General features: G+C 58.7%; 17 protein-coding genes. 16 read left to right on the top strand and 1 reads right to left on the bottom strand.

Translation table 11 applies throughout. The features are described 5' to 3' along the window. Positions 1–13: 13 nt before the first annotated feature. The 14 genes from FIV03_RS24160 to FIV03_RS24095 all read left to right on the top strand — a co-directional run bounded on the left by FIV03_RS24160 (position 14) and on the right by FIV03_RS24095 (position 14,027). Positions 14–433 (top strand): DUF6163 family protein, encoded by a 420-nt coding sequence (locus FIV03_RS24160; RefSeq protein ID WP_023003800.1) that lies wholly within the window; start codon positions 14–16, stop codon positions 431–433. Between the two features lie 100 nt (positions 434–533). Beyond that, on the top strand, positions 534–1,424 hold the full coding sequence (mmsB, locus tag FIV03_RS24155; RefSeq protein WP_152511271.1) for a 3-hydroxyisobutyrate dehydrogenase: 891 nt from the start codon (positions 534–536) through the stop codon (positions 1,422–1,424). A 154-nt stretch (positions 1,425–1,578) separates the two neighbouring features. Next, positions 1,579–2,094 carry a winged helix DNA-binding protein gene (locus tag FIV03_RS24150; protein ID WP_023003802.1) on the top strand — a complete coding sequence of 172 codons (516 nt, stop codon included), beginning with the start codon at positions 1,579–1,581 and terminating at the stop codon, positions 2,092–2,094. A 359-nt stretch (positions 2,095–2,453) separates the two neighbouring features. Beyond that, a complete protein-coding gene (locus FIV03_RS24145; protein WP_023003803.1) occupies positions 2,454–3,758 on the top strand; it encodes a L,D-transpeptidase family protein in 1,305 nt (434 codons plus the stop codon). 128 nt (positions 3,759–3,886) lie between these two features. Next, complete coding sequence (locus tag FIV03_RS24140; RefSeq protein ID WP_152507022.1) at positions 3,887–4,114, top strand: serine hydroxymethyltransferase; 228 nt, start codon at positions 3,887–3,889, stop codon at positions 4,112–4,114. Positions 4,115–4,521: 407 nt separating this feature from the next. Continuing rightward, positions 4,522–5,832 carry a serine hydroxymethyltransferase gene (gene glyA / locus FIV03_RS24135; RefSeq protein WP_031270645.1) on the top strand — a complete coding sequence of 437 codons (1,311 nt, stop codon included), beginning with the start codon at positions 4,522–4,524 and terminating at the stop codon, positions 5,830–5,832. 28 nt (positions 5,833–5,860) lie between these two features. Next, the gene (gene nrdR, locus FIV03_RS24130) at positions 5,861–6,337 is read left to right on the top strand and encodes a transcriptional regulator NrdR (protein WP_023003806.1); all 477 of its coding nucleotides are present in this window, start codon (positions 5,861–5,863) and stop codon (positions 6,335–6,337) included. Positions 6,338–6,357: 20 nt separating this feature from the next. After that, a complete protein-coding gene (gene ribD, locus FIV03_RS24125; protein WP_152511270.1) occupies positions 6,358–7,482 on the top strand; it encodes a bifunctional diaminohydroxyphosphoribosylaminopyrimidine deaminase/5-amino-6-(5-phosphoribosylamino)uracil reductase RibD in 1,125 nt (374 codons plus the stop codon). Position 7,483: 1 nt separating this feature from the next. Then, complete coding sequence (locus FIV03_RS24120; RefSeq protein ID WP_152511269.1) at positions 7,484–8,095, top strand: riboflavin synthase; 612 nt, start codon at positions 7,484–7,486, stop codon at positions 8,093–8,095. 157 nt (positions 8,096–8,252) lie between these two features. Further along, the gene (gene ribH / locus FIV03_RS24115; protein WP_023003809.1) at positions 8,253–8,702 is read left to right on the top strand and encodes a 6,7-dimethyl-8-ribityllumazine synthase; all 450 of its coding nucleotides are present in this window, start codon (positions 8,253–8,255) and stop codon (positions 8,700–8,702) included. Between the two features lie 5 nt (positions 8,703–8,707). Further along, positions 8,708–9,229: a transcription antitermination factor NusB gene (gene nusB / locus FIV03_RS24110; protein WP_152511268.1), complete on the top strand. Its 522-nt coding sequence runs from the start codon at positions 8,708–8,710 to the stop codon at positions 9,227–9,229. A gap of 2 nt (positions 9,230–9,231) precedes the next feature. Continuing rightward, complete coding sequence (thiL, locus tag FIV03_RS24105) at positions 9,232–10,230, top strand: thiamine-phosphate kinase (protein WP_152511267.1); 999 nt, start codon at positions 9,232–9,234, stop codon at positions 10,228–10,230. A 218-nt stretch (positions 10,231–10,448) separates the two neighbouring features. Then, a complete protein-coding gene (locus FIV03_RS24100) occupies positions 10,449–11,672 on the top strand; it encodes an MFS transporter (protein ID WP_152511266.1) in 1,224 nt (407 codons plus the stop codon). Positions 11,673–11,891: 219 nt separating this feature from the next. Beyond that, the gene (locus FIV03_RS24095) at positions 11,892–14,027 is read left to right on the top strand and encodes a sodium-translocating pyrophosphatase (RefSeq protein WP_152511265.1); all 2,136 of its coding nucleotides are present in this window, start codon (positions 11,892–11,894) and stop codon (positions 14,025–14,027) included. Between the two features lie 65 nt (positions 14,028–14,092). Here the strand turns inward: FIV03_RS24095 and bamE are convergent, their stop codons facing one another. Then, on the bottom strand, positions 14,093–14,530 hold the full coding sequence (gene bamE, locus FIV03_RS24090) for an outer membrane protein assembly factor BamE (protein WP_006931570.1): 438 nt from the start codon (positions 14,528–14,530) through the stop codon (positions 14,093–14,095). 38 nt (positions 14,531–14,568) lie between these two features. On the opposite strand from bamE, the gene FIV03_RS24085 reads away from it, so the two are divergent. After that, positions 14,569–15,192, top strand: a complete 624-nt coding sequence (locus FIV03_RS24085; RefSeq protein WP_209009775.1) for a ubiquinol-cytochrome C chaperone family protein — start codon at positions 14,569–14,571, stop codon at positions 15,190–15,192. Between the two features lie 55 nt (positions 15,193–15,247). Beyond that, entirely contained in the window at positions 15,248–15,820 is a 573-nt protein-coding gene (locus FIV03_RS24080) for a DUF177 domain-containing protein (RefSeq protein ID WP_055653457.1), read from the top strand. Positions 15,821–15,855: the final 35 nt, after the last annotated feature.

Below are 15,855 nucleotides of genomic sequence, written 5' to 3'. Positions count from 1 at the left end.
ACCCGGACAGCACATGATTACCAGCTTTCAGGACCTGATCGATTCCCGCCCACCCTGGAGCACGCTGCTGATCTGGTATCTGCGCGGCATTGCGATCATTCTCATCGGCGGCGGCGTCATCTACTGGGCCCGCATTATCGGCATCGTCGAATGGCGTGGATTGTGGTTCTGGGATATGCCCGTGGCGCTGCAGGGAGCCATCGTCTTTTTTGCCGTCCTGGATCTGGTGGCCGCGACCGGCCTCTGGCTGACCGTGTCCTGGGGCACGGTGATGTGGATTTTCCGCTGCTTCTGCCAGATCGTCATGCACACAGCCTTTTCCGATCTCTACGGCCGCCGGCCATATGAAATCGCCTTCTACCTGCTGACAATCGCAATCTATGCCGGACTGGCCTTCCTGATGGACAGGGAAAACAAGGCCAATGCCGGCTGACGGCGGTTGAATCAGTTTTTGAAGTGCCTGGAACGGCAGTTCAAGACGGCCAGCCAACAGATTCAAAATCAACATGAAATCTCTTTGGGAGGAAACCATCATGAGCACTATCGGATTTATCGGTCTTGGCAACATGGGCGGACCGATGGCGATCAATCTCGTCAAGGCAGGGCACAAGGTACTCGGCTTTGATCTGTCCGAAGCGGCCATGGCGGCACACGAAGCGGAGGGTGGTGAAAGGGCAGGTAGTGTCGCTGACCTGGCTGCTGCTGCCGACGTGATCGTCACCATGCTGCCCGCCGGAAAGCATGTCCGCCAGATCTATGAAGGCGAGGGCGGCATTCTCGACAACGCCAAGCCCGGCACTCTCATGATCGATTCCTCGACCATCGACGTCGACAGCGCCCGTGCGGTCAGCGCGGCGGCAGAGGCCAGAGGCATGAAAATGGTCGACGCACCGGTCTCCGGCGGTGTTGCGGGCGCAGCGGGTGGAACGCTGACTTTCATGGTCGGTGGATCCGCCGAGGCATTCGAAGCGGCGAAAACCTATCTCGACATCATGGGCAAGACCATCGTGCATGCAGGCGACGCCGGAACCGGTCAGGCGGCGAAGATCTGCAACAACATGATCCTCGGCATTTCCATGATTGCCGTGTCGGAGGCATTCGTGCTCGCCGAGAAGCTGGGTCTGGACAAGCAGAAGTTGTTTGACATCTCCTCGACCGCGTCCGGTCAGTGCTGGTCCCTGACATCCTACTGCCCGGTGCCAGGTCCGCTGCCGTCGTCTCCGGCGAACCGGGATTATCAACCTGGGTTTGCAGCCGCGATGATGCTCAAGGATCTGAAACTTGCTCAGGAAGCAGCAAATTCGGCCGGCGCGGCAACGCCGTTGGGCGCGGAAGCAGCGGCGCTCTATTCGCTGTTCTGTAATACAGGTGGCGAAGCCCAGGATTTCTCAGGGATTGTGAAGTTCCTCCGCGGAACATCGTAAACAACTTGTTAAAGGGAAGTCTAAAACGCCCCTTGGAAGTTAACGGATGATTCAGCGTGTCTCTTAAGCGGATTTTAGAATCGCTCGGTTAGATTGCGAAACAAGGCGGGAAAAATATCCGTCCAACGACAGGTACTAAAAGAGGCGCAATCACATGATCACCGCAAGTAGGGCAGTCGACGCTGTTGCACAGAGTGAAGGGGAAGAGCTTGAGATCAAGCCGCTTTACCTAGAGGCTCTTACGCTCGTTGAGCGACTGCATCGGCGTCTGCTCGACGTCATCAAGGACGAATTCGACCGCATGGGCCGGTCCGACGTAAACAGCGTGCAGGCACTGCTGCTGTTCAACATCGGCGACAGCGAACTGACTGCCGGTGAACTGCGGACACGCGGTTACTACCTGGGGTCGAATGTCTCCTACAACCTGAAGAAGCTGGTCGAGACCGGTTACATCCACCATCAGCGTTCGCGCATGGACCGTCGGTCTGTCCGCGTCAGCCTGACGGAAAAGGGTCGGGAAGTGGCCAAGATCGTGAACGATCTTTATGAGCGTCACATGCTGTCCGTGGAACAGGTCGGCGAAATCGGTCCGCAGGACTTTGTGGCTCTGAACAAGTCCCTGCGCCGTCTGGAGCGGTTCTGGACCGACCAGATCCTTTACCGCCTGTAAGACATTCGCGGAACATTCAGATGACAAGGCACCGCCCATTGGGCGGTGCTTTCTGTTTTTCAGCCTCAAGTTGCCGACCTCACGCAAATTTGCACAGCCGGAATTCTCGAACGGCAGAGAATCAAAGCTATGGTGCAGGCAGTTTCAACTGCTGAGGCAAAGTTGACATCTTGTGGTCACATTGGAATGGCTTTGTGCAGTGCTCCTGAATCCGAGATGGTTAAAAAATCAAGCGATTTGTTAACTCCCTTCCGTTAGGACTGGGAGCAGGAACCGCCGGGGTGGCCTGTTTTGTTGGTCTCAACCCCGCGTACTTGAAGAACATTTGCGCCGAATGGCGCTGCAACATGGGGTCGGCGATGAACCTTTTATCCGGACCGTTCGGGATAAAGCGTCACTGGAAGTGGACTGCTGGAAAAACGCTCAAGAGCATGATGATGCTGGGCGTGGTAACTCCAGTCATGATCGCAACTGGTGCGCAGGCACAGACGGCCCCGATGACATTCGCACAGAACCAGCAGGTTGAATGGGCGGATAACTTTGACATCGCGACGGACCACATCACGGAAGTGAAATCCTCTGCTCCGACGTTGTCGCCGCAGACGGCCGACTATATCGCGGCAGCGATCGATCGTTATCAGCGCATTGTCCAGGCCGGTGGCTGGGGAACAGTGTCTGCTGGTGGCAAGGCGCTTCGCATCGGTGCCAAGGATCCGCGCGTCGTGGAACTTCGCCGCCGCTTGATCGTTTCCGGCGATCTTGAACAGCAGGCCGGCCTCTCCGACACCTTCGATTCTTACGTGGATGCAGGGCTGCGTCGTTTTCAGCTTCGTCACGGTCTTATTCCGGACGGCGTGATGGGCGACGGCACCGTGACTGCGCTGAACATTTCGGCTGACGTACGTCTGCGCCAACTCGAAACCAACATGATCCGTATGCGGTCCATGTCCGGTTTCCTGGGCGACCGCTACGTGATGGTCAACATTCCGGCAGCAGAGATCGAGGCGGTCGAAAACGGCATGGTCCGTTCGCGCCACACGGCCGTTGTGGGCAAGATCGACCGCCAGACGCCGATCCTCAACAGCAAGATCTACGAGTTGAACTTCAATCCGTACTGGACGGTGCCGAAGTCGATCATCCGCAAGGACCTGATCCCGAAGATGAAAGAGGATCCGCAGTACCTTGCGAAGAACAATATCCGCATCTTCGACTGGAGCAACAACGAGCTGAACTGGCAACAGATCGACTGGAACACGGATGAGGCGACCCAGTATCGCTTCACCCAGGATCCGGGCTCGGAAAACTCGCTCGGGTCGGTGCGCATCAACTTCCACAACAAACACCAGGTCTATCTGCACGATACGCCGTCCAAGACCCTGTTTGGCGAAGCCAACCGGTTCCATTCTTCGGGCTGCGTGCGCGTTCAGAATGTGCGAGAGCTGGTGACCTGGCTATTGCAGTCGACAACTCCTGACTGGGATCGGGGACGTGTCGATGGTGTCATCCGCACCGGCGATCGTGAAGACGTGAAACTGAAATCGCAGATTCCGCTTTATCTCACCTACATCACCGCCTGGGCAAACGCCGACGGTGTGGTGCATTTCCGCGATGATATCTACGACCGCGACGACCTCTACGGAACGGGTGAGCAAGCACGCCTGTAGCAGTCGCCAAGCGTCAAACAATTGTTTCCTGTCCAGAAACGTCGGCCTTGATCGGGCCGGCGTTTCATGGATTCTAGCTCCATTCGCATGCTTGTTCGACAACGGGGTGCTGGATCAGGAGAACGGCAATGAGTCGCGAAGAGCGGCCTGGTGAAATTTATCTTGAGTTTCGGCCGATCGGTCAGCAGGTCAAGGTCACAGCCATTGACGCGGCGACCGGTTTTGAAGTGTCGGTCTTCGGGCCGGCTTCAGCGGCTCAGGAAGATCTGAAGCGGATTGCCGTTCGAAAACTTCGCCGCCGCCTTGAACAGGAAGCCTTGACTGCGCAGAACAGGCCTGACCCGACCCTTTATTGATGGTTTGTCTTAAGTCTCTGCTTCCGCAACAGGTTTCGATAAAACAACTATCAATTTAAATCGTTTTGAGAAGAACGGCGCACCAGATCGATTTGCGAGAGCAGATTTGAATTGTGCCCGGGTATTGTTTTGATGCTGGTCAAATGACCGGCGATGAAGATCGGATCTGTTGCAAGTGTAACTTGTTGGGTTCTCAGTTTAGATTTGGGCTGAGGTTGCGAAAACTTGTTTCGTTCAAGATTTGGCAGCTGTGTCGTTTTCCAAACTGGACGCGTCGGTATGCCCCTTGGTTCTGGTCGGGGGGTGTGTTAATTCCTCGCCTCACACAGGCATGACGGTCGAAAGCGTCCTTCCGGACATTGGCCGCCGATGCTCCTGATCTATCAAAAGAACACAAGGATGGCGCTATGTCTTTGATGGAAAGCTCCGATCAGTCCCTGCAGTCCGGTTTCTTCACCCGCAGCCTTGCTGAAGCCGATCCGGATATCTTCGACACGATCGGCAAGGAACTCGGCCGTCAGCAGCATGAAATCGAGCTGATTGCTTCGGAAAACATCGTTTCCCGCGCAGTGCTGGAAGCGCAGGGCTCGATCTTCACCAACAAATATGCCGAAGGTTATCCGGGCAAGCGCTACTATGGCGGTTGTGAGTTCGCCGACATTGCCGAAACGCTGGCAATCGAGCGCGCGAAGGAATTGTTCGGCTGCCAGTTTGCCAACGTTCAGCCGAACTCCGGCAGCCAGATGAACCAGGCGGTGTTCCTGGCTCTTCTGCAGCCTGGCGACACCTTCATGGGCCTGGATCTCAACTCCGGTGGTCACCTGACCCACGGCTCCCCGGTCAATATGTCAGGCAAGTGGTTCAACGTCGTCTCCTATGGCGTGCGTGAGGACGACCATCTGCTCGACATGGATGAGGTCGAGCGCCTTGCCAACGAACACAAGCCCAAGCTGATCCTGGCCGGCGGCACCGCCTATTCCCGCATTTGGGACTGGAAGCGCTTCCGCGAAATCGCCGACAGCATTGGTGCCTATCTCATGGTCGACATGGCGCATATTGCCGGTCTGGTTGCAGGTGGGGTCCACCCGTCGCCGGTGCCGCACGCCCACGTCGTCACCACCACCACCCACAAGTCCCTGCGCGGCCCGCGCGGCGGCATGATCCTGAGCAACGACGAAGCGATCGCCAAGAAGATCAATTCGGCCGTCTTCCCGGGTCTTCAGGGTGGCCCGCTGATGCATGTGATTGCTGCCAAGGCAGTTGCCTTTAAGGAAGCACTGCAGCCGGAGTTCAAGGCTTATGCCCGCGCCGTTCAGGAAAACGCCAAGGTTCTGGCTGAAGTCCTGAAGGAGCAGGGTCTGGATATCGTATCTGGCGGCACCGACAACCACCTGATGCTGGTGGATCTGCGTCCGAAGAACGCCACCGGCAAGGTGGCTGAAAAATCTCTCGGCCGCGCCAACATCACCTGCAACAAGAACGGTATCCCGTTCGACCCGGAAAAGCCGTTTGTCACGTCTGGCGTTCGTCTCGGCACCCCGGCAGCAACCACCCGCGGCTTCGGTGTTGCGGAATTCCGCGAAGTCGGTCTGCTGATCACGGAAGTGTTGGACGGTTTGAAGGCCGCAAACAGTGAAGAGGGCAACGCGGCAGTTGAAGCGGCGGTCAAAGCCAAGGTAGAAGCACTGACGGCCCGGTTCCCGATCTACGGGGGCTAATCGCGGGCTCGCTCAGGAGCTTTAAGACATGAGATGTCCGTTTTGCGGGGGTGAGGAAACCCAGGTCAAGGATTCCCGCCCGACCGAGGACAATACAGCCATCCGCCGCCGCAGGATCTGCAATACCTGCGGCGGCCGGTTCACCACCTTCGAGCGCGTGCAGCTGCGCGAACTCCTGGTGCTCAAACGCTCCGGTCGCCGCGTTCCCTTCGACAGGGAAAAACTGATGCGGTCCGTGCAGATCGCGGTGCGCAAGCGTCCCGTGGATCCTGACAAGATCGAACGCATGGTCTCCGGCATCGTTCGCCAGCTCGAAAGTTCGGGCGAAACCGAAATCACCGCGGAAACCATCGGCAACCACGTCATGGAAGGCCTCAAGGGCATCGATGACGTTGCCTATGTCCGCTTTGCCTCCGTTTACAAGAATTTCCGAGAGGCGAAGGATTTCGAAGCCCTTCTGGATGAGCTGAGCGATCCGGACGGACAGCCGCTCAAAAACTCCTGACCTGCAGTACCCGGTTCTTGATGTCCGAACTTTCCAATCTTGATGCCCGTTTCATGGCGGCCGCCGAACGCCTTGCCCGTCGTGGTCTCGGCCGTGTGTGGCCCAATCCATCTGTGGCTGCGCTCATCGTCCGTTTCGACGCAGGTGCCGCTGTTCTCGTGGGCAGAGGCGTCACGTCACGTCCAGGCATGGCGCATGCGGAAGTCAACGCCTTGAACCAGGCAGGGGACAGGGCGAAAGGGGCGACCTGTTACGTCACGCTGGAGCCATGTTCCCACTACGGCCGGACCCCGCCTTGCGCCAAGGCTCTGATCGAGGCGGGCGTGAAACGCGTGGTCGTCGGCATGCTGGACCCGAACCCACGTGTCGCTGGCCGTGGTGTCGCCATGCTGCGCGATGCGGGCATCGAGGTGGAAGTGGGGGTGCGCGAAAAGGCCATGCATGCGCTTTACCGGGGGTTCACCTACCGGCAACTGAAGCAGCGTCCGGTGGTGTTCCTGAAGCTAGCTGTTTCCAGGGATGGATTTATCGGTCGGGCAGGCGAAGGTCAGGTCAAGATCTCCGGTGCCCTGTCGATGCGCAAGGTCCATGGATTTCGCGCCGAATGCGATGCAATCCTGGTCGGTTCAGGCACGGCGCTTGCCGATGACCCGCAACTGACCTGCAGACTTCCGGGCCTCGCGGATCGCTCTCCTGTGCGGGTCATCATCGACCGCTGCGCCCGGCTGCCATTGACTTCCAAACTGGTGCAAACCTGCGTCGACGTGCCTGTCTGGCTTGTGTGTGGCAATGCGGCGGATGCTGACAAGCTGGCGGACCTGGCGGCTGCTGGTGTCAACGTCATCCGGGTGCCCGCTGAAGAAACCGGCATCAAGCCCTCTGTCATCCTGAGTGCGCTGGCAACACGCGGCATAACGCGGGTGATGGTTGAAGGTGGTTCCCGTCTGGCGTCGTCTTTCCTGGCGGCGGATCTGGTGGATGATCTTTGTGTCGTTACCGGGGATATCGTAATCGGCGAAGGTGGCATACCTGCTCTGCACGGTCTTGACCTTGCAGATGTTCTCAAAGACCCCAAATTCGAGCGGGTCGATGCGGGCCGTTTCGGTCCGGACAGTTTTGTTTATCTCAGACGGCGCGGAGCCTGACATGTTCACCGGAATTGTGACCGACCTCGGCGAGATCCTCGCTATCGACAAGATCCCTGCCGGAATGCGGACGCGGATCCGCACCGCCTACGATACGAATGGCTTCGACATCGGGGCTTCGATTTCCTGTTCCGGTGTCTGCCACACGGTGACAGCCAAGGACAACGGATCCAATGGCAACTGGTTCGAAGTGGAATCGGCAGCCGAAACCCTGGCGCTGACCAACGTCGCATCCTGGAAAGTGGGGCAGAAACTCAATCTGGAACGCTCGCTGACGATGGGTGCGGAGCTGGGCGGGCACCTGGTTCTTGGCCATGTCGATGGACTTACAACGGTGACAAAGCGTGAAGACCATCCAGATTCGGTCTATTTCCAGTTCGAGGCACCAGAAGAAGCCGCCCCCTTCATCGCCAAGAAAGGCTCGGTCGCACTCGACGGTACGTCCCTCACGGTGAACGAGGTCGACGGCTTGCTCTTCTCCGTCTTCCTGATCCCGCATACGCTCGAAGTCACGACCTGGTCCGATCGGCAGGTCGGTGACAAGATCAACCTGGAAGTGGATATGATGGCCCGCTACGCCGCCCGTCTTGCGGAATTCTCCAAGACCGGGTAGGGGACGGTCCCAACACCTTCGAAAAGAGCTAATATCATTTACCGCCTTAACCACGGGACGAACTCGTCACCGGGATATCGTGGTCCTTTACGAATGAGACTGGACAAACCGGGGCAGACGTGGTTCCTGTCGCGGCCTTACATAGGAACGAAAACCCATGAGCGCTGCACCGAAACTTCTGATCATCGAAGCCCGTTTCTACGAGGATCTGGCCGATGCTCTCGCAGAAGGCGCGATCAAGACCATTGAGGCTGCCGGCGCAAGCTATGACCGGATCGCGGTTCCGGGCGTCCTGGAAATTCCGGCTGCCCTGTCCATGGCTCTGACGGCAATGGAAAACGACGGCGAGCTTTACGACGGCTTCGTTCTGCTGGGTGTCGTCATTCGCGGCGAGACAACCCACTACGATATTGTTGCCAATGAATCGAACCGGGTGATCATGGATTTGATCGTCGATGCGGATCTGGCTGTCGGAAATGGTATCCTGACCGTTGAAAACGGTGAGCAGGCATGGGCCCGCGCGAAGGTGGACGACAAGGACAAAGGCGGCGCGGCTGCCCGTGCTGCCCTCGACATGATCGCCCTGCGCGAGCGGCTTGGAGTATAAGAAGAATGACCGGAAAGGCCGACCCGGAAAAACCGGCTGGAAAAACTGTGCGCCCTGCAAACAAACGCGGCGTGGCTCGCCTTGCCGCTGTTCAGGCTCTTTATCAGATGGACGTAGGCGGTGCGCCGCTGACCAGTGTCGTCAGCGAATTCACTGCCTTTCGCCTCGGCAAGGAAATCGACGGTGCGCAGTATCGCGAAGCCGACGAACAATGGTTCAAGCAGATCCTTGCCGGCGTTGTGGAGGACCAGAAGTTTCTGGATCCCTACATTCACAATGCGTTGGCCGAAGACTGGCCTCTGAAGCGTATCGACAGCCTGCTGCGGGCCATCCTCCGCTCGGGCTCCTACGAGCTGCTGCGCCGCAAGGATGTTCCGGCCAAGGTGATCATTTCCGAGTATATCGACGTTACCAAGGCCTTCTTCGATGATGATGAGCCCGGCCTTGTCAACGGCGTGCTCGACCGTCTTGCGCATGAATTGCGCAGCGGCGAACTCGAGGAAAAGAAAACGGACGGCGCCTCCTGATCATGGGCGCTGACCGGCCAGGCGAATTCGAGCTGATCCGGCGTTTCTTTGCCCCTTTGGCAAAAGACCCGGGCAGTCTCGGTCTGACCGACGATGCTGCGGTGCTGACACCGCGGGAAGGCCATGACCTCGTTCTGACCAAGGACGTGCTGGCGGCCGATATTCATTTCTTTGCTGAAGATGCACCGGAAGCGATTGCCGCCAAGGCACTGAGGGTCAACCTCTCGGACCTTGCGGCGAAGGGCGCAAGTCCGCGCGGCTATCTGATGGGGCTGTCCTTGCCGTCCGACTGGACAGTCGACTGGCTTGAGCGGTTCTGCAACGGCCTGGCGGCTGACCAGGCGGCCTATGATTTCCATTTGCTTGGCGGTGACACGGTCCGTTCCGGCAATGGTCTGCAAGTGTCGATCACGGCAATAGGCGAGGTTGAAACCGGCAACGCAGTTCGGCGGTCCGGGGCACGGCCGGGCGATCTTCTGTTCGTTACCGGAACCATTGGCGACGCCGCTGCCGGTCTTCAGGCGCGCCTCAATCCCGACTACTGCCGCGATCATGATCTGACTGAGAGCGAAGAAGCCCATATTCTCGACCGTTACCTGCTGCCGAGGCCGCGCACGAGGCTTGCCGGGGCGGTGACCGATTATGCTTCGGCTGCCATGGACGTGTCAGATGGCCTGTTCGCCGACTGCGCGCATATGGCCAGCGCTTCGGCGTTGGACCTCACGATCGACCTGGATCAGGTGCCGCTTTCACAGGCGCTCGCCCATCTCAAGATCAAGTCACCAGAGGACTTTGCCCGTTGCCTGAACGGTGGCGACGATTACGAAATCCTGCTGGCGGTGCCGGAAGACCTTTCAGGCACCTTCTGCCGGGTTGCTCATCTGGCCGGCTGTCCCGTCACGCAAATCGGTCATGCCCGGGCGGGTGAGGGCCGAATTCGGCTTGAGGAAGCCGGGCAACCTGTCGACTACGATCGCTTTGTGGGCTTCAGTCACTTCTAGCTGTCGCAAAGGACAGGCGCTGGAATTTTGCCAGGCCGGATCCTTCGCCCGAATGCCTGCCTCCGACGGTGTTGCGCTTTCGTGCCGCTTGGCCGCGACGTGTCGCACGTTACAGCTCTCGGCTGGTCTCCGGTTGCAAATGAAACTTCTGGTCTTTCGCGGTCGGCTGTTGGCGTGTTATGTGCCATGCAAACTTCTGCCTTCCTGAAAGTATCCAAATGACCGTGACGACCCCCGATAGCTTTGTCGACGACAGTCTGGCAAAACGAAACGCGCTGCTATTGGCTCTGGCTCAGGCTATTGGTGGGGCTTCGGCGTCGATCGTGATCGCAACGGCGCCGCTGGTCGGGTATTCGATGCTGGATACGGACAAGTCCCTGGCGACCTTGCCCGTGTCGGCGATGGTCCTGGGAACAGCTTTCGGGACCATTCCCGCCGGCATGATCATGCGCCGCTACGGCCGCAGGACCGGTTTCATGGGGGCAGCTTTGCTTGGGGCCATCGCCGGGCTGCTGGCGGCATTCGCGGTTTTCCAGGACGAGTTTCTGATGTTTGCTCTCGGGTGCTGCATCAGCGGTTTTGCAGGCGCATTCGTGCAGCAATACCGCTTTGCGGCAGCAGACACGGCAAGTGACGCCTTCAAGCCGAAGGCGATTTCATGGGTGCTTGCCGGTGGTGTTCTGGCAGGGGTGGTTGGTCCGCAAACGGTTATCGCCACCAAGGACCTGTTCTCGCCGATCCTGTTCGCCGGTACCTATCTGGCGCAGGCGGGCTTGTCACTGATTGCCTTTTTCCTCGTGGCTTTTCTCCGAATTCCAAAGCCGCAGCGGCATACCCACACCCAGGCGGGTGGACGTCCGCTGCGCCAGATCATGACACAACGCCGTTTCATCGTCGCGGCAGCCTGCGGTATCTGCTCCTATGCGCTCATGAGCATGGTGATGACGGCAACGCCGCTGGCCATGATCGGCTGCGGCCTGTCGCAGAATGACGCCACGCTTGGCATTCAGTGGCATGTGCTTGCCATGTTCGGTCCGAGTTTCTTCACGGGTAATCTCATTGGTCGCTTCGGCAAGGAACGGATCGTCTCGATTGGCCTGCTGCTACTGGCTGGATGTTCGGTGGTCGCGCTGATGGGGGTCGACCTTGCCAACTTCTGGATCGCCCTAATCCTGCTCGGCCTTGGCTGGAACTTCGGCTTCATCGGAGCCACCGCCATGCTGACGGATACCTACCGGCCCGAAGAGCGGAACCTGGTGCAGGCGGTCAACGATTTCCTGGTATTCGGCTTTGTTGCCGCCGCTTCGTTCTCGTCCGGCGCTTTGCTGAATGTCTACGGCTGGAACACGGTCACCATTCTGGTGTTTCCGTTTGTGGTGCTCTGCATCGGCTTGCTTATCTGGCTTGCAGTTGCGGAAAGAAGAGCGGATACAACCGCTTAAAGTACCTTCGAAATTCCATTTCGTCAGCGCAGCATAATTACTGCGCTGCATCAAACAATACCGTAACGGAAGTTTTGAATTAAACAATGTGAGAGCTTGACGAGGCGCGCCGCTTTGCTGCTATCGTTACCCTCCCTCACGTCGAGGAATTGATGTGAAGGGCCGTCAGGCGGCAAAAAACGACAAGAAAATCAGTCCGCCGCAGCTTTGGGAGGAAGTATGATCGAGCTTGTCGTCATCATTTGTGGCCTCTTGTCCATTGCCTATGGGGCGTGGGCCATCCAGTCCGTTATGGCAGCGGATGCAGGGAACGCGCGCATGCAGGAGATCGCCGAGGCGATCCAGGAAGGGGCTAGCGCTTATCTCAATCGTCAATATACGACTATTGCCATTGTGGGGGCCGTTGTTTTCGTGCTCGCCTGGCTATTGCTTTCCGGCACCGCGGCAATCGGATTTGCCATCGGCGCCGTCCTCTCGGGAGCTGCCGGTTACATCGGCATGATGGTTTCCGTCCGGGCCAATGTGCGCACCGCCCAGGCGGCCAGCCAAAGCCTCGGGGCAGGGCTGGAAATCGCGTTCAAGGCCGGTGCCGTCACCGGCCTTTTGGTTGCCGGGCTCGCGCTGCTTGGCGTGGCAGTCTATTTCGCCATCCTCACCGGAATGATGGGGTATGACCCGACGGATCGTACCGTGATCGACGCGCTGGTCGCGCTCGGCTTCGGTGCCTCCCTCATATCGATCTTCGCCCGTCTCGGCGGCGGTATCTTCACCAAGGGTGCTGACGTTGGCGGTGACCTGGTCGGCAAGGTTGAAGCCGGGATTCCGGAGGATGATCCACGCAACCCGGCGACTATCGCCGACAACGTCGGCGACAATGTCGGCGACTGTGCGGGCATGGCGGCCGACTTGTTTGAAACCTACGCGGTGACGGTCGTCGCCACGATGGTGCTGTCATCGATCTTCTTCACAAGCAGCCAGGCGATCGACCTGATGCACCTGCCGTTGCTGATCGGAGCTAGCTGCGTGGTGACGTCCATCATCGGCACGTTCTTCGTCAAGCTCGGCAGCAACAACTCGATCATGGGGGCACTCTACAAGGGCTTCATTGCCACGGCGGTTCTGTCCGCGGTAGCCCTCGCGATCATCATCTTCGGCTGGATCGGTGCCGGCACCGAGTTCACGACATCGGGCGGCACGACCTTTACCGGGTTCGATCTGTTCGTCTGTGGTCTCGTAGGTCTCGTGGTGACCGGGCTGATCATCTGGGTGACCGAATATTACACCGGCACGGAGTATCGTCCGGTGAGATCCATCGCCCAGGCGTCGGTGACCGGTCATGGCACCAACGTGATCCAGGGTCTGGCCGTGTCACTGGAGGCAACGGCCCTGCCGGCGCTGATCATCATCGCGGGCATTCTGGTCACCTACGCTTTCGCGGGCCTCTTCGGGATTGCGATTGCGGTAACGACCATGCTGGCGCTTGCAGGCATGGTGGTAGCGCTCGACGCCTTTGGCCCGGTGACCGATAACGCCGGGGGGATTGCCGAAATGGCGGATCTTCCGGCGGAAGTGCGTTCCACGACGGACGCCCTCGATGCGGTGGGGAACACCACCAAGGCGGTCACCAAGGGTTACGCCATCGGGTCCGCAGGGCTAGGTGCGCTGGTGCTCTTTGCCGCCTATACGGAAGACCTGAAGTTCTTCTCCAGCAATGCTGCGGAAGGGTCGATCTTCTATGGCATCGACGTCGGCACCCTGTTCACATTGTCCAATCCCTATGTGGTTGCAGGTCTCCTGTTCGGCGGTCTGTTGCCCTATCTCTTCGGCGGCATATCAATGACCGCCGTCGGCAGGGCAGCCGGAGCGGTGGTGGAGGAAGTCCGCCGCCAGTTCAAGGAAAAGCCGGGCATCATGCAGGGCACGGAACGGCCGGATTACGGTCGTGCGGTGGACATGCTCACAAAGGCGGCGATCCGGGAGATGATCATCCCCTCGCTGCTGCCGGTGCTGTCGCCCATCGTGGTGTTCTTCCTGGTCAAGGCCGTGGCAACACCGGCCGACGCCTTCGCGGCGCTTGGAGCGATGCTGCTGGGTGTGATCGTGACGGGGCTCTTCGTGGCCATTTCCATGACCGCCGGTGGCGGTGCCTGGGATAACGCCAAGAAGTCCTTCGAGGACGGCTTCACCGACAAGGACGGTGTGACCCACCAGAAGGGAAGCGAGGCGCACAAGGCCTCGGTGACAGGCGATACGGTTGGGGATCCCTACAAGGATACCGCCGGTCCGGCTGTGAACCCGATGATCAAGATCACCAACATCGTGGCCTTGCTGCTGTTGGCGATCCTGGCGCACTGACGCCCCGGAAAAAGAAAGCCCCGACCGATGGCCGGGGCTTTTTGCATTGGGTTGTGGCTTTTGCCTCAGAGACCAAGGCTCGGGTTGGTCGCACCGCGCAGGATCTGCGTCAGGAAGCCATAGTCGGCGCCGCCCGTACGGGTCTTGCGGGTGACAATGTCGACGATCTTGCCGTCTTCAAGCGAGTAGTTGCCGAGGTCCTGGACGTAGCCGTCCTTGTCGAAGTAAACCGCGACGACGCGCTGCTCGACGATATCCGGAGCCATGAAGGCGGTCGTGGCGGTTTTCTGCGAGATGTAATAGTAGGCATCGCCGTTGAGGCTGGACGTTGTCGACGGGGTTCCCAGGACCAGCTCAACCTGCTCGCGGCTGGAGCCGACCTGAACCTGGTTCAGCATGTCGCTGGTGATCACGTGCCCATGCGTATAGGTGGAGGTAAAACAGCCGCCGAGCGGTAAGGTGACCAGAAGCGGAAGGATCAGGGCGCTTGCCTTGAAGTTCATCTAAGAATTCCCGTTTCGCCAGACCGGTCTGGCTGCTCTTGAATTTCGTTGCTTGGCAAAGTCACTATCGTGGGATAGGGCACAAGGCAACACCTGACTTAAAAGGAGATGCCATGTTGTTTGGCCTGTTCCGCCGTCGGACCCGCGATGCCGAGCACAAGGTCTATTGTGAAATCGTGGCTCAAGCACGGCAGCCAGTCTTTTACACCGACTTTCACGTGCCCGATAGTATCGACGGCCGTTTTGACATGATCGTGGCTCATGCAGTGCTGTATTTCCGCCGGATGCGCGGGGAGGGGAAGTCGGTCTCGGAGTTTACGCAGAACGTCTTTGACCTGTTCTTTCTGGACATGGATGCATCGCTGCGTGAAATGGGTGTCAGCGACACGCGCGTGCCCAAGAAGGTGAAAGTCATGGGCGAAGCCTTTTACGGTCGTGCCGATGCCTATATTCCGGCGATTGAATCAAAAAACGTTGATGAGCTGGCAGAGGCGCTCGGCCGCAACATCTATCCGGATGCACCGGAGCCGGTCGCACAGAAGCGTTTGGCGTACTATATGCTGGAAGCTGCCGAAAGCCTCGAGGGGCAGACGGTGGAAGCACTGATGAACGGGAGCATCGTCTGGTCCGATCCTGAAAAATTCAAGGCATTGCCGGTCTGAGAGCCAAGCCGGCGGAGCAAGAGGCCGCGACAAAGGTGCCAAGGTAAAAACAAAAATGACAAAAGAAACTTTCCCCTATTCGTACAAGGTCAACGCCGCCCGCGTTGTCGACAAGGACGAACGCGTCACTGTCAGTCCGGACGAAGCCGCGCTCAAGGCCATAGCCAAGACCTATGAGCTCGATGGCATTCGCGACCTCAAGGCGGATTTCCTTCTGAAACCGTATCGCAAGGCGGGACTGCGCGTGGTCGGTCCGCTGACGGCAACGCTGGAACAGACCTGTGTGGTTTCACTGGAACCATTCGAAAGCCAGCTGAAGATCGATGTCGATCGCACCTTCGAGCCCCAGTCCAGCCGGCCGCGCAAGGTCAGCGATCTCAATGAGGACGGCGAGATTGAAATCGACCTGGAAACGCTCGACCCGCCCGATGTCATTCTGGATGGTGTTCTAGACCTTGGTGCTGTGATCTGCGAGGAACTTGCGCTTACGCTCGACCCGTTCCCCCGCAAGCCGGGAGTGGAGTTCGAGGGTGGCGATGGCGACGACGACAGCGTCGACGAAGAGCCCGAGGCCAAACCGTCCCCCTTCGCCGCCTTGAAGGCACTCAAGGAACAGCCGGATAACTGATATCCATTGTATTCACAGGTGCCGGAACGATTTGG

This window comes from Labrenzia sp. THAF187b (assembly GCF_009363375.1).
In the GTDB taxonomy this organism is placed as follows: Bacteria; Pseudomonadota; Alphaproteobacteria; order Rhizobiales; family Stappiaceae; genus Roseibium; species Roseibium algicola.
This window is presented reverse-complemented; position numbering and strand designations above follow the sequence as displayed.